General features: G+C 72.5%; 10 protein-coding genes. 4 read left to right on the forward strand and 6 right to left on the reverse strand.

The window, feature by feature from the left end:
- Nucleotides 1–19 precede the first annotated feature (19 nt).
- The 4 genes from AS857_RS08710 to AS857_RS08725 all read right to left on the reverse strand — a co-directional run bounded on the left by AS857_RS08710 (nucleotide 20) and on the right by AS857_RS08725 (nucleotide 4651).
- Nucleotides 20–2155 carry a glycoside hydrolase domain-containing protein gene (locus tag AS857_RS08710; protein WP_058042552.1) on the reverse strand — a complete coding sequence of 712 codons (2136 nt, stop codon included), beginning with the start codon at nucleotides 2153–2155 and terminating at the stop codon, nucleotides 20–22.
- A 162-nt stretch (nucleotides 2156–2317) separates the two neighbouring features.
- The gene (locus AS857_RS08715) at nucleotides 2318–3787 is read right to left on the reverse strand and encodes a C40 family peptidase (protein ID WP_058042553.1); all 1470 of its coding nucleotides are present in this window, start codon (nucleotides 3785–3787) and stop codon (nucleotides 2318–2320) included.
- Between the two features lie 141 nt (nucleotides 3788–3928).
- Entirely contained in the window at nucleotides 3929–4138 is a 210-nt protein-coding gene (locus AS857_RS08720; protein WP_058042554.1) for a hypothetical protein, read from the reverse strand.
- 195 nt (nucleotides 4139–4333) lie between these two features.
- On the reverse strand, nucleotides 4334–4651 hold the full coding sequence (locus AS857_RS08725; protein WP_058042555.1) for a hypothetical protein: 318 nt from the start codon (nucleotides 4649–4651) through the stop codon (nucleotides 4334–4336).
- A 173-nt stretch (nucleotides 4652–4824) separates the two neighbouring features.
- Here AS857_RS08725 and AS857_RS08730 point away from each other — a divergent pair, with 173 nt between their 5' ends.
- A complete protein-coding gene (locus AS857_RS08730) occupies nucleotides 4825–5826 on the forward strand; it encodes a helix-turn-helix domain-containing protein (protein WP_058042556.1) in 1002 nt (333 codons plus the stop codon).
- Between the two features lie 266 nt (nucleotides 5827–6092).
- Nucleotides 6093–7139, forward strand: coding sequence for an RICIN domain-containing protein (locus AS857_RS39500; RefSeq protein WP_144440760.1), 1047 nt, complete (start codon nucleotides 6093–6095; stop codon nucleotides 7137–7139).
- Nucleotides 7140–7156: 17 nt separating this feature from the next.
- On the opposite strand, the gene AS857_RS08745 is transcribed toward AS857_RS39500, so the two are convergent.
- Nucleotides 7157–9973 (reverse strand): right-handed parallel beta-helix repeat-containing protein, encoded by a 2817-nt coding sequence (locus tag AS857_RS08745; protein ID WP_063804207.1) that lies wholly within the window; start codon nucleotides 9971–9973, stop codon nucleotides 7157–7159.
- Between the two features lie 63 nt (nucleotides 9974–10036).
- The gene (locus tag AS857_RS08750) at nucleotides 10037–18538 is read right to left on the reverse strand and encodes a putative T7SS-secreted protein (RefSeq protein WP_144440761.1); all 8502 of its coding nucleotides are present in this window, start codon (nucleotides 18536–18538) and stop codon (nucleotides 10037–10039) included.
- 208 nt (nucleotides 18539–18746) lie between these two features.
- On the opposite strand from AS857_RS08750, the gene AS857_RS08755 reads away from it, so the two are divergent.
- Both AS857_RS08755 and AS857_RS08760 read left to right on the forward strand, forming a co-directional pair.
- Nucleotides 18747–19736 (forward strand): hypothetical protein, encoded by a 990-nt coding sequence (locus tag AS857_RS08755; RefSeq protein ID WP_058044008.1) that lies wholly within the window; start codon nucleotides 18747–18749, stop codon nucleotides 19734–19736.
- Nucleotides 19737–19797: 61 nt separating this feature from the next.
- Nucleotides 19798–20100 (forward strand): hypothetical protein, encoded by a 303-nt coding sequence (locus tag AS857_RS08760; RefSeq protein ID WP_058042560.1) that lies wholly within the window; start codon nucleotides 19798–19800, stop codon nucleotides 20098–20100.
- Nucleotides 20101–20138 lie beyond the last annotated feature (38 nt).

Here is a 20138-nt window from a genome sequence, read left to right on the forward strand (position 1 = left end):
AGGGGGAGAGAGGCGCGCGTCACCAGCCGCCTGTGCCGATTTCCGTGCGGCTGTCCAGGCCCTTGCCGTTGCCCCGGTAGAGGTAGAGCTTTCCGGTCTCGCCCGGGTCGGAGTCGACGGCGGCGAGGTCACCGATGCCGTCGCCGGTGAAGTCGGCGGCCGCGTAGTCGGAGATGCCGTTCCAGCCGCCGGAGCCGATTTCGACGCGGCTGCCCAGAGTGCTGAGGCCCGTCTTTCCGGTGCCGGGGTAGAGGTAGAGCTCGCCGGTGCCGGTCTTGGTGGCGACGATGTCGGCCTTGCCGTCACCGTTGAAGTCACCGGGGGACACGACCTTGTTCATGCCGTTCCAGGCGCCGGTGCCGATTTCGATCCGGTCGTCGAGGGCGTCGAGTCCGGACTTGCGGGTGCCCGGGTAGAGGAAGAGCTGACCGGTCTCGGTCCTGGCGGCGACGAGGTCCGTCTTGCCGTCCCCGTTGAAGTCGCCCGCGGCGAGGTGCTTCATGCCGTTCCAGGCGCCCGAGCCGATTTCGATCCGGTCGTCCAGGGTGCTCAGGCCCTTGGCGTTGGTCCCGGGGTAGAGGAACAGCTGGCCCGTCTCGCTCTTCACGGCGACGACGTCGTCCTTGCCGTCGCCGGTGAAGTCGCCGACGGTCAGGTTCTTCATCCCGGTCCAGCCGCCGGAACCGATTTCGACACGGCTGGCGAAGGTACGGAGGCCCGACTTGCCGGTGTTCGGGTAGACGAAGAGCTTTCCGGTGGCGACCTGGACGGCGACGAGGTCCTTCTTGCCGTCGTGGGTGAAGTCACCGGCGGTCAGTTCCGTCATTCCGGGGTCCATGACGGCCGGGGCCACGTCCACGTAGTCGCGGTCGATCAGCAGCTTGGTGCCGCCGTAGGACTCGTGGACGTTCCCGGCGTACTGGTTGATCCGCTGGCGGTTGCCCCAGTGCCCGGACGGAACACCGGGGATCTCCGTGTTCGCCTTGCCGTTCCAGGTGGCGGCCCAGATCACGTCCGGGCGTTCGTAGGAACCGGAGTCGTGGACGGCGTCGAGCTGCTCGATGGCGGCGCCGGTCGAGCTGTAGACCCCTGAGCGGAAGCCGAGTTCGCGGATGCGCTCCGACCAGCCGGAGAGGTACTGCACGACGCGGGTGTTGTACTCCGCCTTGTAACCGCCCTCCATGTCCTCGTAGATCACTGTTCCCGGTGCGAAGCCCAGCCGCTTCGCGAGGGCGACGGCCTTGTCCGCCGCGGCACGGCCGTCCTTGGCGGCGGTGCGGGGCGCGATGCGGGTCGCCTGCGTCCCCGCGTAGACGGGCAGCATGTGCCACCCGGCCTTCGTCTGCGTCTGCACCCAGGCGGGAGTGAGGTTGGGCTGGCTGGGGCAGCCCATCGACGGGCCGCCGATGTAGATCCCGATGCCTCGGTAGGGGGACTTGGCCCAGTCGGCCATCGCCGCGCCGGACGGTGCGGTGCACGTGTCGAACGCCTTGCCGGTGAAGCCCGTGGTGGGCTTCACGGGGGCTGCCGCCGTCTCCGGGACGGCGGCAGCCGAGGGTGCGAGGACGGTGCCCGGTCGCGCCGACGCGTCGGTCCGCGCCGTGGCCAGGATCCTCTGCACGGCGGCGGGGGAGTCCTCGTAGCCGGCGGTGGCGTACAGACCGGCGCCCTCGAACGCGACCCGCACCTCGTGCTGCTCGTCGGCGGGCAGTGTCTCGGGGACGCGGTCGCCGGCCCGGACGGTCACCCCGGGCACCTCGGGGCGCGGGGCGGCATCGGCGAAGGGTTCGAGGACCAGGGCGTCGGTCTTGTCGGCGATCAGGTGCGCCGGGCAGTCCTGGTTCGCGCCGGGGTGACCGAGGTAGAGGGTGTGCTGGTCGAGCCGGACGCAGGTGTCCGGATGCTCGTCCAGGTTCACCACGTTCCAGCCGGCGGGGACGTCGAGGGTGAGGCCGCGGTAGGTGACCGGGGTGGTGCCGCCCGGCCCGTCGGCGGAGGCAGGGGCAGGTGCAGGTGCAGGGGCCGAGGCCGGAGCCGGGGCAGGAGTGGTGCCCGTGGCGGCGAAGGCCGTGGCGGTGGCGGACTGCAGCGGTACGGACAGCACCGCGGCGGCGGCGACGAACGCGGCCAGGCCGCGCATGCGCTTGAGGCTCATGGGGTTCTCCGGGGTTCTCCGGGGTTCTCCGGGAGGCGAGGGACGGGGCGGGTCCGCGAGAGGGATGTCGGACCCGCCCCGGAGGCACGCGTCAGACGGGGCGGACGGGCTCCGTGCGACGGTTGGCCGCGGCGCGGCGGACGGGCGCGGTGCGGTGGCGGATCACCAGCCGCCGGTGCCGATCTCCACGCGGGTCGCGAAGCCCTTGCCGTTGCCCCGGTAGAAGTAGAGCTTTCCGGTCTTGCGCGGGTCGGAGTCGACGGCGGCGAGGTCGTCGATGCCGTCCTTGTCGAAGTCGGCGGCCGCGTAGTCGGAGATGTCGTTCCAGCCGCCCGTGCCGACCTCGATGCGCTTGCCGAGCGTGTCCAGGCCGGACTTTCCGGTGCCGGGGTAGAGGTAGAGCTCGCCGGTCTCGGTCTTGGTGGCGACGATGTCGGCCTTGCCGTCGCCGTCGAAGTCACCGGAGACGACCTTGTTCATGCCGTTCCAGGCGCCGGTGCCGATTTCGACGCGGTCGTCGAGGGCGTCGAGTCCGGATTTGCGGGTGCCGGGGTAGAGGAAGAGCTGACCGGTGTCGGTCTTGGCCGCGACGAGGTCCGTCTTGCCGTCGCCGTTGAAGTCGCCCGCGGTGAGGTGCTTCATTCCGTTCCAGGCGCCGGAGCCTATTTCGATCCGGTCGCCCAGGGCATTGACGCCCTTGCCGTTGGTGCCGGGGTAGAGGTAGAGCTTGCCGCCCGCCCGCTTGGTGGCGAGGAGGTCGGCCTTGCCGTCGCCGTTGAAGTCGCCGACGGTGAGGTTCCGCATGCCGTTCCAGCCGCCGGTGCCGATTTCGACGCGGTCGTCGAGGGCGTTGAGGCCGTTCTTTCCGGTGCCGGGGTAGAGGAACAGCTTTCCGGTGGCGACCTGGACGGCCACGATGTCCTTCTTGCCGTCGTGGTTGAGGTCGCCGGCCGTCAGCTCCGTCATGCCGGGGTCGACCGGGGGCCGCTCGTCGTCGACGACGGACTTGTTGTGGACCGGGTAGTAGCTGTCGGTGTCGCGGCCCGGGAAGTAGGGGTACGGAATCTCGCGGTGGTGCACGCCGGAGCTGCTGAACTCGTAGCCCACGTACTTGGTGTGGTCCGCGTTCGCCCACTTGTCGAAGAGGACGACGTGCCCGTACCGGCCCGGCTTGGGGTTGAGCAGGGCGTCACCGGACTTGAGGTCGCTCTTCTTGATCTTCTCGGTCACGCCCTGGGGGCCGAAGTTGGGCGTGGCCATGTCCCAGGAGAGGCGCCAGGCCATGGACACGTAGCCGGAACAGTCGGTCCGGTGGCCCCGGTACGAGCCGCCCATGTTGTACGGGATGCCCTTGCCGACCCACTGCGCGGCGCGCTTGAGCGTCTCGCTGCGCTTGATTCTCGGGGCGTCCTTGCTGGCCCCCGCGACGTTGAAGAACTCTTCGCCGTCGGGCTCCACGGGGAGCATCGGGCCCTGGCCATTGCTCCCGAAGTCGCCCGGCTCCTCGTCCGCGGCGACCGCCGCCGGGACCGGTGCCGCCGTGGCCGGTGCCGCCATGAATCCACCGCCCGTGACGGCGCAGACGAGGGCGATGCCGATGGCGGAATTGCGCAGATGGGCGTGCTTGGACACAAGGATCTCCCGTGAAGAGGTGGGGTGAAGGGTGAAGAGGGCAGCTCAGAAGGCGATGGCTGCGCACAGGGGGCAGCTGACGATCGCGAGCCGGGGGGCCGGAGGCCGGGCGGAGGGGGAGGGCCGGTGGCGGCCTGTCCGTTACTGCCAGCCCATGGAGTCGGGGACCACCGGGACGGGGTTCTCGTCGGCCGTCGTCAGCGGGGCGTCGGCAGTGGTGGCCTGCGCAACGGCCGTGGCCGGCGTGACTGCGGCGGCCTGAGCGACGGCGACGGCGGCCGGAGCGAGGGCGGTGGCCCCCAGGGCGAGGGCGACGACCGCGGCGGCCTCGGCGATGCGGGTACGGAACATCTCAGGTGGTCCTTCCGGGAACGAAGCGTCGAGGGAGCGGCGCACCGGTGGGCATCCCGCGGTGATGCCCGGTCGGTTCCGGCCGGTCTGCCGGTTCTGCGATCAGCCGTTCGTACCGGCTGACAGGAGAAAGCTTCGTCCTGGGGCGGAAGGGGCGGAAGGGTTTTCCGATGGACCGAAAGGGCCTGGGACGGATCAGTCCAGGAATCCGGCGGACGACGTCACGCGCACGTCGAGCAGGGGTACTTGGGCGGCCACCAGCTCCCACCGCGCGAGCTGCGGGCAGTGGGCCAGGGCGCGCCGGCAGGCCTGCTCGGCGCGCTCCTCGGCCTCCTCCAGCCGGTCCGCGAGCAGGTACACCCCGAGGACGGGGTGGGGGCTGGCGTGCGGGTGGACCGAGATGTGCTCGATGCGCTCCCGCGGCAGGGCGCGCGAGAGCACCAGTTCCCTGATCCCGGCGGGGAGTTCCGTCGTCCGGCGGGGTCGGCGCAGACCGACGTGCACGAGATACATGGCGGCAACTCTCGCAAGCGGCGGACGTGCCCACCAGGGATGAAGCGGAACTGTTCCGTCCATGGCCGCAAACGGCCAGGGACTCGCCCCGGGAAGAGCTACACATGCTTGTGTGCGCCATGTAATGATCACGGGTAATTTCAGTAATTGTCCTTGACCGCCGGGGGGCGCAGATGCTGGACACGCTGGGGTTGGATGCCGGATCCGAACAGGTCTACCGGGGGCTGCTGGCCATGCCCGGCGCCGGGGTCGCCGCGCTGGCCACGTACCTGGGCCTGACCGGAGCCGAAGTGCGCGCCGGGCTCGACGTGTTGAGCGAGCTGTCGCTGGTGCGCCCATCGGCCGAGCACGCGGGTGGGCTGCGCGCCGTCTCCCCCGACATCGGCCTGGACATCCTGATGTCCCGCCAGCAGGCCCAGCTGGCCGCGCAGCAGCAGCGGTTGGAGGAGTCGCGCGTCGCCGCCGCCCAGCTCATCGCCGAGTACGCCGACCAGCGGTCCGTCGCCACCAGCCTGGGCGGGGAGCAGCTGACCGGGCTGGACGAGATCCGGGACCGGCTCGCACTCCTCACCCGTGAGGTGCGCGAGGAGGTCATGGCCTTCAGCCCCGACGGCGCGCAGACCGAGGCCAGCATGGCGGCCTCCCGCCCGCTGGACCGCGAGCTGCTCGGCCGCCGGGTCCGGCTGCGCACCGTCTACCTCGACAGCGTGCGCAACAGCCCATCGACCACCGCCTACGCCGAGTGGCTCACGCGGCTGGGCGGGCGGATCCGGACGGCGCCCGCGCTTCCCACCCGGATGATCATCATCGACAGGACCACCGCCGTGATGCCGGTGAACGGCGACGACACCGCGGCCCGCGCCGTCGTCCTGACCGGGCAGGGCATCCTCGCCGCCCTCTGCGCCCTCTTCGAGACCGTCTGGGCGGGTGCCCGGCCACTCGGCGCGAGCCCGGCCCGCGACGAACGCGGCCTCACCGGCCAGGAGGAGGCCACGGTCCGGCTCCTTGCGGAAGGCCGCACCGACGAGGCCATCGCCAAGCGGCTGGGAGTCTCCCAGCGCACCGCCCGACGCATCGCCACCGGCCTCATGGAACGCCTGGGTGCCCGCAGCCGCTTCGAGGCCGGCGTCCTCGCCGTTCAGGCCGGCTGGCTGCCCACCAGGGCGGCCCACTGACGGCACCAGCCGTCACTCCTTTCGAACTGGTTGCCGGGAAACGGATCCATCCGTGGTGGAATCACCTCCTATGGAGTGGACGGTCCACGGCCCGGGGCGTACTGCCGCGCGGCCGGGCACGCGACCGCTGCCATCACCGCTTCGCACTCACACGGGGGGATGACGTGTCACCCGAGCGCACGAACCGATCTTCCGGGCCGTCAGGGCCCGACGAGGACACGGGACTTCGGGACGGATTCTCGAAAGTCTTCGCCAGACGCCCGTCCGTGCCCCGGCGGGGCCTGCTGCCCGGCAAGCGGGTGTGGACCGTCCTCGCCTCCGCGGCGGCGGTGACGGGGCTGGCCATGGGCGCCGTTCCGCTGATGGACCAGCTCGAGTTCACCTCGGGCTCCTCGGACTCCTCGAAGAAGGCCGCTGCGGCCAAGGAGCCGGGGAAGTCCGGTGGCGGTTCCTCGGCGTCCGGCAAGACCAAGGACGCGGGGAAGGGCGCCGAGGCGGCGAAGCCCGGGAGCACCGGGAGCGGTGGCGGTGGCGGTGCGACCGGAGGGAAGGGCGGGTCGGGGCAGCCTTCCGGTTCGGGTTCGGGGTCGGGGTCGGGATCAGGGGGGTCGGGGTCCGGGTCCGGCTCGGGGTCAGGGTCCGGTTCTTCCGCGTCCGGTTCTTCCGGCTCGGGGTCGGGGTCCGGTGGGTCCTCCGGTTCCTCCGGCTCCTCGGGATCCGGCAGCTCCGGCGGTTCGAGTTCCGGTTCCGGTGGCTCCGGCGGCTCCGGGCACGAGGCCTCCGGGCCCTCGTCCTCCGGAGGCGGCGGGAGCAGCAGCGGTGGCGGTGGGGACCGGCCGCAGCCCCAGGAGCCCCCGAAGAGGGGCGTCGTCCAGCCGGCCAAGCCGGAGATCCCGCGCGCCCCGAAGCTCGACGACGGCAAGATCAAGGGCCCGGTGATGGGCTTCGCCGCGAAGCGGTGCGTGGACATCGTCGGAGGCAAGTCGAAGGCGGGCGCGCAGCTCCAGCTCGACGACTGCTCCGGCGACCGGCGCCAGCGGTTCGAGTTCCGGCCGGACGGCGAGGTCTGGTCGCTCTACGACGACCGGCTCTGCCTGGACACGCAGCGGGGCTCGACGGCGAACGGGACCGCCATCCAGATCGCCGACTGCAACAACAAGCCCACCCAGGCCTTCACGATCCAGAAGGACGGATCGCTGGTCAACCCCAAGTCCGGCAAGTGCGTCGAGGCCGCGGACGGCGGATCGAAGGGGCTGCGGCTCCAGCTGCAGGCCTGTGACGGCGCCAAGAACCAGAAGTGGCAGATCGGCTGACGGATCCCGGACCGGGGCTACGCCGTCCCCGCCGGTGCCGTTCCCGCTGAAGCCGCCCCCGCCGTAGCTGTTCCCGCCGGAGCCGGACCCGTCGGAGCCGTCCCCTCCGGCTCCGGCACGTCCGGGCCGGTGAGGGTGACGAGGTCCGCCTCCGCCGGTGCCTCGATCTCGGCGACCCGGTACGCCTGCCGCTCCGTCATGGCCTGGAACGTCTGGCGTGCGGAGCGGCCGTTGCCGAACCGGTGGTCGCGGGGGACGCGGGAGAAGTGGACGCCGAGCGCCTCCCGCGCGTCCTCGGTGAGCTCGTACTGGTGGGACGCGGCGTGCTGCTCCACGATCCGCACCAGCTCGGCGTCGTCGTAGTCCTCGAAGAGCAGGGTGCGGTTGAAGCGGGAGGCGAGGCCGGGGTTGGAGTCGATGAAGTGCTCCATCTCGTCCGGGTAGCCCGCCACGATCACCACGACGGAGTCGCGGTGGTCCTCCATCAGCTTCACGAGCGTGGCGACGGCCTCCTGCGCGAAGTCGTTGCCGCCTCCGGCACCGGCGGGGGCCAGCGAGTACGCCTCGTCGATGAAGAGCACCCCGCCCATGGCCTCCTGGAAGACCCGCTGGGTCTTCGGGCCGGTGTGCCCGACGTACTCGCCGACGAGCGAGGAGCGGTCGGCCTCGACGAGGTGGCCGCGCTCCAGCAGCCCGACCGCGGCAAGGATGCGGCCGTAGAGGCGGGCGACGGTGGTCTTGCCGGTGCCGGGGTTCCCCGCGAAGACCAGGTGCCGGCTGAGCGGCGGGGCGGCGAGCCCGGCGGCCTCCCGGCGGTGGACCATCCGCATGAGCTTCACCAGGGAGGCGACGTCCTGCTTGACGCGGCGGAGCCCGATCAGCTGGTCGAGCTCGCCGAGGAGGTCGTCGAGGCTCTCTTCGGGCTCGTCCCCGTCCCCGTCGCCGCCGGCCTGCGCCGTGGTGCCGGCCTCGGGGCCACCCCCGGCCGGCAGAGGCTTCTTCCGGTCCGGTGCCCCGGTGAGCTGTGGCCATTGCGGTGACGCCACCCGGACGGAGACGCACTCCTCCACCACCGGCGCGGCGTCCGGGTCGCTGCTCAGGTCCTCGGCGGCGTCCTGCACCCGGACGCGGCGGAGGACCGGGGCGGCGGTTCCGGCGAGGTGGACGGCCGGGAAGCCGGGGGCGACGATCTCGCACTCCTCGAAGACGCCGCCGCCTCCCGAGTCGACGATCAGCCCGTTCTTCGCCGGCTGCAGCACGCGCACCCCGCTCAGCCTCGGCTCGGCGCCGCCTGCGACCACCACGCCGGAACCCGCGGCGTCCCGGACCTCCAGGCCGGTGACGCGGGGCGCAGCACCGGGTTCGACGACGAGGCCCGCGGTACCCGCCCGCAACAGCCTGCCCCCCGTGACCTCCTGGTCGCCGGGGCCGAGGACCGCGGCGGCGCGCTCGCTGTCGGCGATCTCGCAGTCGTGCAGCCGGGTCCGGCCGCGGGTCACGGCGGTCACGCCGTTGCGCGTGCGGTGCACGGAGACGCCACGGAGCTCGGCGCGTACGGAGTCGGCGAGGTCCACCCCGGACATGCCGCAGTCGCTGATCCAGGTGCTCTCGATGACGGCCCGCGCGTCGGCGACCAGGTGGGCGCCGTGTTCGGGAGTCCTGGTGATACGGAGCCCCCGCAGCCGGACGTCGGCGCTGCCGCCCGCGTGGACGAGGCTGTAGGCGCACTCGTCCATGGCGCTGTCGTCCAGGTGCGCGACGGCGTGGTCGGTGGCGACGAGGCCATTGGCCGCCGACGCGCGGATCGTCGCCTCGCGGGCGGTGAGCCGGGCGGAGCCGTGCACGACGACGGCCGCGGCGCCGGTGCGCACGATCCGGGTGCCGGTGACCCGGACCCGGGCGTCGTCCCCGGCGCTGATGCCGGAGCCGCCGCTGTCGCGCAGGGTGCAGAAGGCGAGCTCCACCTCGCCGCGGCCGCCGGCCCGTACGGAGTCCGCGCCGTTGCTCGCCAGTTCGCAGTCGTGCAGCCGGACACCACCGCCGCCGGCCTCCCGCGAGTCCGCCCGCTCCGCCCCCTCCGCACCGGGCGCGGGGGAACTGCCCAGGACCCGTACGGCGTCCGTGGCGCACTCCCTGATCCGGCAGTCGGTGAGCAGGGCGGATCCCTGGTCCTCGACGAGCAGCCCGCTGCGCCCGGCGCCGTCGATCAGGCAGCCGTGCAGGACGACGGCGGCGTTCTCCCGCACCCGGATCGCGGAGCCGCTGGTGTCCCGGATATCGGTGCGGTGCAGTTCGACCCGGGTCGACCCGCCCGCGACGATCCCCGTGCCGTCGGTGCCGTGCAGCCGGCAGTCGGTGAGGGTGACGGCCCCGCTGGTGCGCAGCAGCACCCCGGCGAGGGCGGCGCCGCCCAAGGACGTGCCGGTCATGGCGAGCGAGGCGTCCCCGTGCACCTCCAGCCGCCCGCGGCCGATCCGGCCGCCGGACCACTCCGTGTGCCCGCCGCCGAGCACCACGGCGGGCTGGTCGGCGGCCGCCCCCTCGACCACGAGCCCGTCGACCACCACCCGTGCGCCCTCGGCCACTTCGAGCGCGGGCCGCCCGTCGCCGGGAGCGGTCAGGACCACGGCCCCGGGATGCCCGCCCGCCTCCGTGCCGCCGACGCGCAGCGTCACGCTGCGCACGATCCGCACCGCCTCCCGGTAGGCGCCGGGGGCGATGCGTATCTCGTCGCCGTCGGCGGCCGCGGCCAGGGCGGTGGCGAGGTCGGGGTGGGCACCGGGGCCGGCGGTGGCCACCCGGTGGGTGGTGGCCGGCTGGGCGGGGACTGTCACGGGGGCTCCGTCGGACGTACAGGGGTGGGACCGGGCCGTGCCGGTGGTGACGACAACTTCTCATCAGCCGTTCGCGCCGGGTTGAGGGGGTGGCGCGATGCGGGCGCGCGCCTCGGACGCCATGCGCTCCGCCCAGGCGGCGTTGTGGTACTCGCGCAGGAACGCAAGGAGGTTATCCATTCGGAATTCGAACTTCCGGGAGGGCCTCCAGGGTTCCAGAGGCTTGAGTCTCGCGGACCAGCTGTCGGCGTACTGCCCGATCTCCGTCTCGTCGAACTCCGGTATCCGCGTCCTGATGGAATCGGCCAGGTCGGCGAGTCCGGCGAAGTCCTGCTGAGCCAGTAGCCGCGCCTGGAACTCGTCCATGTGCTGCCTGGAGGGGCCGATGAGGGTCTCTTCCAGGAGCTTGTACTGCTCCTTGCTCCAGATAGCCTTGTCGTCGATCTTCGCCAGTGCCACGTCGACCTTCTGCCGGTACGCCGCCGCCAGTCCTTCGTAGATCTTCTTCGTGTAGGTGAGCTCGCCGCCGGGGGTCAGACGGAGCTCACGGCTGAGTTCGTGCGTCTTGGAGAGCCCGAGCCATTCGCCTCGCGAGCCGTAGAGCATGTCGCTCTCCTGGCTGATGATCTTCCATTGCCCGCTCGCCTCGTGGTGCCACAGGATGTTTGCGGCCTGGTACTGCCCCCGCTTCACCGGCGTCTCGTACTCCGCGTCGCCGAACCAGTCGGTCACCTCCCTCTCCGGATCCAGGCGGAAGCGCGCGTCGGCACCCCTGCTGCTGCCGGGGGACTGGAAGTGCCAGGCCGTGAATCCGGTCTCGTCGACGTTCGTGACGGCCAGGGCACAGCCGTTCATGGTGGGGGTCACGACGAGTCCGGACCCGAGCCGGTCGTCGGGTACCAGGGGAACGCGCACGTTCCCGATGCCGACGAGGTCGACGTTTCCGCTCAGGTACGGGAGGAACACCGGGGACAGGTACTCGTCGGCGTCCGCCACGGTGGGCAGACGGCTGTCGCCGCGGTACAGGGCCAGTCCGGCCTGCTCCGCGTTCACCTGGACGTACTTCTCGACGGCCGGGGTGAGCATGACGGTGCTGCCCAGGTCGGACTGGCCCTCGGCCCGGTGGATCACGAACCAGTGCCGGCCCTCCCAACTGTTCATCCTGTCCAGGAACGTGTTGATGGTGCCCCTGTCCATCCAGGGCGTTCGCGCCGCGACGTTCTCGTCGAAGCGTACGGAGACCAGATGTGAGGTGAAGAAGTCCTCGGGCCTGTCGGCGAAGGAGCGCGTGAGCAGTTGCTCCTGCAGTGGGAGCGTCGTCCGCGGCGCGGGGGCCTGCGCGTCGGCGTGGACCGGCGGGGCCGGGGCGGTGGTGTGCGTGCCGTCCGGCACGGTTCCGCCGGGCGCCGGATGCCCGGGCACCGCATCGGAAGGTCCCGCACCGGAGGGTCCTGCGTCCGAGAGGCTGCCGGACGGGGATTCCGCCGGGTCGGTCGACGGCCCCGCTTCGCCGGGTTCGGCCCGCCGCATGCCGCCGGGCAGGCCCTTGCTCTCCTTGCCGCTGCGCGTGATGGTCTCCTCGATCTCCGCCTGTACTGCTCGGGGGTCGACGCCGAGCGCTTCCAGATCCTCCGCGGCCCGGTTCAGCCGTTCCTCGGCGGCCGTGAGCCGGGTCTCCGGCAGCGACGGTCCCGGCGCCGCGGTCGACGGCCCCGCCCCGCCGGTGAACCGCTGGTTCCACTCGCTGAGTTCGAACTGGGCGCGGGAACGGTCGGCGTACGCCTCCGCGTACGCGTCCCGTGCCCGGGTCACCGGCAGGTCGGCCTCGTCGGGGACGGCTGTGGGCTCGGAGATCCGCAGTGTTCCGTTCTCGGGGGCAGGGGCAGGGGCAGGGGCAGGGGCAGGCGTGGGTGCGGGCTCGGGCTCGGGCTCGGGGGCTTGGGCATTGAGCCGGGCCGCGGCCTCGTGCTCCAGCTCACGGGCCCAGCGCGGGTCCTCGAAGCGCTCGAGGATGCCGTCGAGCCGGTTCCTCACCGGGGCGTCCAGCGGGGTGCCGTTCAGGAGCTGCCGGAGGCCGTTCACGGTTTCGAGGCGGCCTCGCCCGAGAGCCCGGGCGGTCTCCACGAGCGCTTCGAAGTCACCGGCCGCCGCGAGCTCGCGCTCTTCGGTCAGCCGCACGCCGAAGAGCCTGTCGAGGACGTTCCTCTGCAGGGACCCCGCCAGTTCGGGGTTGCCGCGGCTGAGCGCCGCCAGGGCGGAGACGAGCTCCCCCTCGATCTGCAGGGCCTCGTCGGCCCGCATGCCGTCGTAGATCCGCCGGGTGTACGCGGGTACGTCGCCGCCGGTGAGGTCGAGCGGGAAGACCCTGGTGTTCCGGCGCAGGGCGATGTCCTCAAGGCCGTTCCCGGCGGCGGTCGCCCGGTACTCCTGGCTCACGACGTGCCACGTGCCGTCCTCCCGGCGCCAGAGGATGTTCGTGGCCCCCTTCCACCGCCGGGAGCCGTGCTCCGGCGTCAAGTACATCGCGTCACCGAACCAGTCCCGCACCGAGCGTTCCGGCGTGGCGGGCCCGTTGAAGCCGTCACCGCTGCGCCCCGCGCGGAACCTCGTGGCGTACTGGTTGGCGGCCTCGCCCCCGGGGGACTGGTAGTGCCAGGCCCTGAAGGTGTCCTCGGTGACGTCGGTGACGGCGATCGCGCAGCCGTTCATCTCCGGCGTGAAGACGAAGGCGGATCCGGTGCCCCTCCCGGGGTTGCGGGGGATGACGGTGTTCCCGAGGTCACCGTCCTTCTTGGCGATGCCCGTCTTGTACGGGATGTAGTGCGAGGCGAGGTAGTGGTCGTCGGGCATGAGCCGGAAGAGCTCGGGGTGCTCGGCCAGGCCATCGAACAGTTCCCGGGTCTCCCGGGGCACGAGGGTGCCCGGGGGGAACAGCGTCCCGTCGTTGAACGCCTGGACGTACCGCTCCACCGCGGGCGTGAGCACCAGGGTCGTGTGGCTGAGCGGGAGGCGGTCGTTCCGCTGCAGGACGAACCAGTGCCGGCCCCAGCCGCCCATCTGGTCCACGAAGGAATTGCTCTGCGCGAGGCTCAGTCCCGGCATCCGCTCCCGGATGCCCCGGGAGAGCTCGGTGGAGACGGGGTGCGCGTCGAGGAAGCGCACGGGATCGGCGGCGAACGTCCCGGACCGGGCGCCCTCCAGCGCGCCGAACGGGTTGTCGACGTGCCCCACGGGCCCCACGGGCTGCGGGGCGGGGGCGGCGACCGGCTCCGGCGTGTGACCGGGGCCGGGGCCGGGCACGGCCTCGTCGAGGGCGCCGGGCAGGGCCTCGTCCGGCACCGCTTCGTCCGGCACCGGCTCGTCCAGCCCGCTCGCGGGCGCGCCGGAGCCCGTCGCCTCGTCGGCGAGGTGCGCCGGTTCCCCCTGCGGCAGATCGGCGGGCGGCCGCTGCGCGCGCCGTGAACCGCCGAGCGCGGTCCCGTCTCCGGTTCGGATCCTCGCCACAGCCACATCGATCCGCTCGCTCGTCAGCCACGGGTCGATGCCCAGTTCGAGGAGCCGGTCCTCCGCGCGGGCCAGTTCGATCACGGCCGTGTCCAGCTGGGACTGCAGGAATCGCTGGTTGTTCGTGGGCCCTCTGGAAGAGCCGGCGAACAGTTCCCGTTCGGCGCGCTCGCTCAGCTCGCCCAGGCCGCTGCGGGCGGTCTCGTACGCGTGCCAGGCGTCGAGCCGGTCCTGGGCCTCCCGACCGGTCGTGCCGCCCGTGATGATGTCCTGCCGGACCTGGGACCGCTCCCGCATGGCGAGTGCCGCATCCCGGGCGCCGGGGCGCCCGTCGGGCGACGGGAGCGGGAGCGACTCCTGTGCGTCGGCCCGCCCCTTGCCCTTGTCGCGGGACGTGGACGTGGACGTGGACGGGGCCGGTTCGGGCGCGTCGTGCTCCGCGAGGTGGGTGGCCGGTGTGCCGGGACCGGCTTCCGCCGGGTGGGCGGCAGGGGGGACGGGGCCGGTCTCCGCAGTGTGAAGGGCCGGGGGGACCGGGCCGGTCCCCCCGGGGCCGGTGACCGCTGCCGGGACGGTGCTGCCCGGCGGCTGGGCCGCTGCCGGGACGCGCTTCCCGGCCTCCTCGCCGGACCTGGTGAGCCACCAGGGCTCCCTGAAGTCGTCGACGAGACCGGTGAGCCTGTGTTTGAGGTTGTCGTCCAGGCTGTCGACGGCCCGCTGGGCGGCTCCAGCCGTGGTCCTGCGCTCCTGCAGGAGGGTGTTCGCCTTCGCAGCGAGATCCTCGAACGTCGTGACGCTCGCGAAGGCCCCGTCCTGGCCGTGGATGGTGCTGGTGATCGGTGCGAGTACCTCCCTCTGCAGCTTGTTCATCGTGGAGTTGTCGACGCCGGACCGGGTCAGGGCCTTCACCAGGTCGTCCTGGAGGCGCAGGTCGGCCTCCTGCCGGGCCACCTCGTATATCTCCTTCGTGTAGGTGACCTCGTTGCCCGGCGTGAGGTTCAGCGGGACGTCGAGGGGTGTGCGGGGCAGGGTGAAGGCGCCGAGTTCCAGCGTGAACGGTGCCCGGTACTCCTGGCTGAGGATCCGCCAGGAGCCGTCCGTCTGACGCCAGAGGATGTTCGTGGCCCCGGGGCGGTGGGTCGCCGACGCCGGCGACGGGCCGAGGTAGCGCGCGTCGCCGAACCATTCGGTGGGGGACCGGGTCTCCCGGAACTCGGCAGCGAAGCCGCGCTGCGAGTACCCGTTGGGGGACTGGTAGTGCCAGGCCCGGAAGGTGTCGTCCGTGACCTCGGTCACGACGAGGGCGCAGCCCGTCATGTCCGGCGTGAACACGAACTGCGAACCGACATGGCCTCCCGGGTTCCGCCGGATCACGGCGTTCCCGATGTTGGCGGTCTGCTGGGCACTGCCCGGCTTGTACGGGACGAACTGCGAGGCGAGGTAGTGCTCGTCCGCCATCGGGCGGAGGAGCTCGTCACGCCGTGCGAAGAGTTCGCCGAACAGCTTCCGGGCATCGTGGGCCTCCCGGGTCGTGCCGGGCCGCAGCAGCGACGGGTTCTCGGCGAACGCCTGGACGTACTTCTCCACGGCGGGGGTGAGCACCAGGGTGCCCTCGCGGGCTGCGAGGTCGCCCGGCCGCACCAGGACGAACCAGTGCTCGCGGGCTTCGCCCATCGCTTTGACGAACCGGTTGACGAGCCGGTCGCCCAGGCCCGGCATGCGTGCCGCGATGCCGAGCTCGAAGCCGGTGTAGACGGGCTGTGCCCCCAGGAATCCCACCGGATCGCCGGCGAAGTCCCGGGTCCGGCTGCCCTCCACCGCCGCGAACCGGTTCTCGACGCTCCCCACGGTGACGACGGGCCGGGCCGGCGGCTCCGGGGTGAGGCCGGGGGCCGCCGCGCCCGGAGCGGGTCCGCCGTGCGGGCCCGCCACGTCGTCCACGTGCTGGTCCGCCAGATCGTCGGCCGTGTGGCCGGCCGAGGACGACGCGGCTCCGTTCGCCTCGTCCGCCTCGTCGGCGAGCACCTTGGAGAGGTCGGGCCGCTCCGAGCCGCCGGGCAGGCCGCCGTTCTCCAGAACCGTGCGGACGTTCAGCGTCCGCACCTCGGTCAGGATCGTGTCCGGGTCGACGCCGGCCTCCCGGAGGCCCTTGCGGGCGTCCTTGACCTCGGTGACGGCGGCGTTCAGCCGGTCCTGCGCGGCGAGCTGCGCCGAGGTCGGCCCGCGGGAGGAACCGGCGCCGGAGGGGTTCGGGGCTACGGCGCCGGCCTCGCGCTGCGCGGTGCGCAGGTCGACGAGGGAGTTCTCGTACGCCAGGTAGCGCTGCATGCGGAGGTCGGCCGTCGCGCCGTCGGCGGCGCCGCCCGTGATGACGTGCCCGACGGAGAGCCGGAGCTGGTTCCTGACGGCGGCCGCGGCGTGCCCCTCGATGCGTGTCGGCATGGGGGTGGCCGGGCCGAGGGGTGACGTCTGCCCGGGCCGCACCGGCGGTCGCAAGTCACCCGGAGCCGCTGGGGAGTTGGTGCGGGCGGCCCCGCCACCGCGAGGCGCGGTGCCCTCTCCCACGGGCCCGGCATGCACAGGCTGCGGCGGGGCGGCCTCCGCGAGCCGGGGAGCCCCGGTCGTGCCGGCGGCGTCGGCCGAGCGGCCCGGCCGGGCCACCAGGTCCAGGGCCTGGGTGTCCACGCGGGTGGGGGAGACCCCGGCCGTGTCCAGGACGGCGCGGGAGGAGACGCCGCCCGCGGGCGTGTGCGCCGAGGCGCTCAGGCCCGCCGCGTTGGGGCGGGCGTCTCCGCCGCCCTTGAGGAGGGCGAGGGCCTGCTCGCGGCTGTTCAGGGCGGACACCGGCTCAGGTGACGGTGCGTCAACACCCTTGGCTACGGGCGACGTCGACGGCGCCGCGTCCTTGAGCGGGGCGGCGTGGGCCGTCGTACCGGGCATCGGCGGAGCGACCTGCGTGGTCGCGAGCGGGACGGGCTTCGCGGGCAGCGCGCCCGGCACCCCGCTGTGCGCCGTGGCTCCGTGCGGCGTGGCCCCGTGCGGCGTCGCCCCGTTCAAGGACACGCCGCCGTCCGGCACACCCGCCGTGCCGGGGAGGCCGCCGGCGTGCGGCACTGCCGCGTTCGATGCCGCCGCGTGCGGGACGCCGCCGTGGGAGCCGGCGGCGAGCGACGACAGGGTCTGGGCGTTGACCGTCACGTCGGTGTCCCGGCCGATGCGGAAGGCGATGCCGTCCGAGGAGATGCCGCGCAGCGTGATCTCGCCCTGCTGGAGGGCCAGGAGTTCGGGGAACTTGAGGTCGGCCAGGTCCTCGGCGTGGCCGAGGGCGCCGCGCGCCAGGCCGGTGCTGTCGGCCACGGCGTCCCCGGCCTTCGCGAGTCCGCCCGGCGCCTCCACGCCGTGCCCCGTGGCGGGGGCGTCCGCTAGGAGGGAGAGCCCGGAGGGGTGGCGGGCGCCGTGGACGACGCCGACGGCGGTGTCGGCGGGGAGCAGCAGGTTGCTGTCGAGCCGGATCTGGCCGAGGGAGGCGTCGAGGTGGGTCAGGGAGGTGACCGCGGAGTCGGCGGCCGCCGTGGGTACGGCCAGGCCGCCCCTGCCGAGCGTGAAGTTCTCGGGCAGGGGCGGTGTGACGAGCCCCTGGACGGCGTGCAGGCCGGGGGCGGCGCCCGTGCCGGTGTGCGCGGCCGCGCCGGCGCGGGGCAGCAGCACGTCGCCGAGCTTGGCGAAGCCCAGCTGGGTGAAGTCCAGGGACGGGGTCCGGGTCAGCGAGAGGTGGAACAGGTCGGTCGAGACCGACCCGAGGCCGGGGCCGGGGCGGAGTCCGCCGAACGGGCCGGTTCCGAGGTGCGCGCCCGCCCGGCCGGGGAACCCGGGGCCGTGTCCCGCCCCGGCCACCCCCGGGTGGACGCCCTTCATGAGGTATTCGAGGTCGCCCGCCCTGGCCATCATCTGGCGGAGGGAGTGCTGCGGGATGCCGAGGACGCGGTCGGCGAAGGCCAGGGCCGCCGCGCCCCGGAAGCCGACGACGCCGATCTCGGCGAAGTTGAGGGGCAGCAGGGCCGCGACCCCGAACCGGCCGAGCCGGCGCAGGGTGACCATCCCGTAGGCGCCGGCCTTGGCCCAGGCGCCGTTGAGGTTGCCGGTGACCTTCGCCCAGTCGTCGAGGCCGGCGCGGCCGAGGGACTTCATGCCGGTCCACACCAGGGGCAGGAAGCCGCGCAGCCCGGCGCCGAGCCTGGAGCCGAGGAGCAGGGGCGCGACCACGAGGCGGCTCGTCCCGGTGAGGCGGGCGATGCGGCCGACGTCGTCCAGGAAGCCGGCGCCCCCCGCCTTGATGCCCTTGCCGAGGGCCTTGAGGGTGCCGCCGATGCCCTTGGTGGACGGGAAGAGGATGCCGAGGAAGGCGAGTCCGAGTTGCAGGCCGTTGGCCTTGCCCTGGCTGAAGTCGACGGCGACCTTGATGAAATTGACGGCGTTCATCGCCCAGGCGAGGATGCCGAGGAGGCCGCCGGTGAAGATGGCGAGGATCGAGACGATGATGGTGAGGATCTCGAAGGCTTCCCAGAACAGCTCGCAGTTGCTCACCGGCATTTGCATCCGCTGGCCCGCCTCCGTGAGCTGGTGGCTCAGCTGGGTGACGGCGGCGTTCAGGTCGCCCCGGGCGTTCGAGACGCGGTCGGTGAGTCCCTGCCGCTGGGGGTCGTCCTGGGCCATCCCCTGGGCGGCGTTCAGGGCCTGGTCGGCCGCCGACTGCGCGTTGGCGACGGCGGTGGCGTAGGCCCGCATCGCCGCCTCGGCCAGGAGGAACGACTCGCGCACCGACCCGGCGAACTTGTTCAGGTGCTCGTCGACCTTGCCGCGCAGCGCCTCCGCGGTCCTGCCGATGAAGCGCTGCCCCTGGGCGGAGGTGTCCTGCAGCGTGTTCAGGCCGTCGTGGATCGTTCCGGCGGTGTCGGCGAGCCGGCGCATGGCGTCGGCCAGGCCGTTGATGACGGAGGGGTCGCCCGGGACCGGGTCCCCGCCCAGCCCCACGGCACTCCAGTCACCGGGACGCGTGGCCACGTCTGATGCCCTCCCCCTCGCGCACCGCGCCGCCCTCCCCGGGCGGGCACACACGGTCAACCTGTCCGATGGGATCGGAGAGCCTTCGGTTCACTCTGTGGAGAAAGTCACCACTGAGACGGAAGTCTCCCCTCGTGCCAAGTGAACGGATTGCGCAGGATGGCCATCTGTCGGTGTGACAGGTTCGTGCGACCGCGAGGAGGCGACCGTGCCGGACATAGCCGTGGACTACGAGCTGCTCTACGACGTGGCGAAGAAGGCCCGCTCGTTGAAGGGGCAGGTGGCCGAGGCGCGCACGCACGCGCCCGACCCCTCCGTCGAGCAGATCGGCCCGGCGGCCGCCAGGACGGCGGTGCGCCAGTACTACGTCCGGTGGGGCGGGGCCTTCAAACGGTCCGAGGAGAAGCTGGAGAAGCTCGGGGAGCTGTACGAGAAGGTGGCCAAGGAGTGGGCCGCCTGGGACTTCAGGCTGGCGGCCGACGCCAACCGGCAGGGCGCCGCCATCGCCGCGGACCTGTGGAAGGGGCGGAAGGCCGCCTACGACGAGTGGCAGAAGCTGGTGGCCGAGGGGAAGGCGGACCCGAACGACCCGGACGCCCCCAAGGACCCGGGGCAGCAGCCGACCACCTGGACCACCACCGACCCCAGCGGCAACTCCACGACCACGACGTACACCTACGGGCCGGACGGCAAGCCGCAGACGGTCACCACGACCATCACCACCAAGAGCGGCCTGACCAGCACCGAGACGACGACGTACCGCCCCGACGGCACCTACGAGTCGCGGGCCACCGACGTGCACGGCAACGTCACGGTGACCAACGGCAACTCCACCACGGTGGACACCGCGCCGAACGCCAGGACCACGACGACCAAGTTCGACAGCACCACCACGGGCACGGACGGCAAGAAGACCGTCACCACCGGCGACACCTCCTCGGTCTTCAACCCGCAGACCGGGCAGCGCACCTCGCACACCACCTACACGACCACCGGGCCCGACAAGGACGGCAAGGAGCGCACCGTCACGGGCACCATCGACACCACCGTGGACGACAAGGGCGGGGAGACGACCACGACCGTCGAGGTCAAGAAGGACGGCAGCGGGACGAAGACGGTCGAGACCCCCGACGGCCGCTCGCAGAAGTGGGTCAGCAGCACCGCCGGCAAGGACACCGGCTGGCGCCTCGAACCCTGAACCGGCCCCGGCCGGAGCAGCAACACAGCACCCCTCACCCGGATCACACCAAGGAGACACCATGCCCCAGGGCAACGTCAGCATCGACTACGCCGAGATCGACAAGGTCGCCAAGACGATGAACGACGCCGTCACGAACATCGTGCCCATGCTGCAGAACACCAAGACGACCGTCGAGGGCCTGCTGGACAACGGCCTGTTCATGCAGCAGAGCAGCCCGGCGATGAAGGCGTCGTACGAGAAGCTGACGCTCTCCCTGAGCGAGGCGATGAAGGGCATCACCGCCTTCGCCGGCCAGTTCCAGAAGATCAAGACCGCCGTGGCGCAGATGGACGCGGAGATCGCCAAGGGCACCAACGGCTGACCGCCCCCGCACAGCACGAGGCGCCCCCGGCCCGCTGG

The organism is Streptomyces roseifaciens (genome assembly GCF_001445655.1).
GTDB classification, from domain to species: Bacteria; Actinomycetota; Actinomycetes; order Streptomycetales; family Streptomycetaceae; genus Streptomyces; species Streptomyces aureoversilis.

Bases quoted from the DNA above. Each gene is read 5' to 3' on its own strand.
- AS857_RS08725 (WP_058042555.1), bottom strand. From the start codon at position 4,651: ATGTATCTCGTGCACGTCGGTCTGCGCCGACCCCGCCGGACGACGGAA.
- AS857_RS08710 (WP_058042552.1), bottom strand. From the start codon at position 2,155: ATGAGCCTCAAGCGCATGCGCGGCCTGGCCGCGTTCGTCGCCGCCGCC.
- AS857_RS08760 (WP_058042560.1), top strand. From the start codon at position 19,798: ATGCCCCAGGGCAACGTCAGCATCGACTACGCCGAGATCGACAAGGTC.
- AS857_RS08720 (WP_058042554.1), bottom strand. From the start codon at position 4,138: ATGTTCCGTACCCGCATCGCCGAGGCCGCCGCGGTCGTCGCCCTCGCC.
- AS857_RS08730 (WP_058042556.1), top strand. From the start codon at position 4,825: ATGCTGGACACGCTGGGGTTGGATGCCGGATCCGAACAGGTCTACCGG.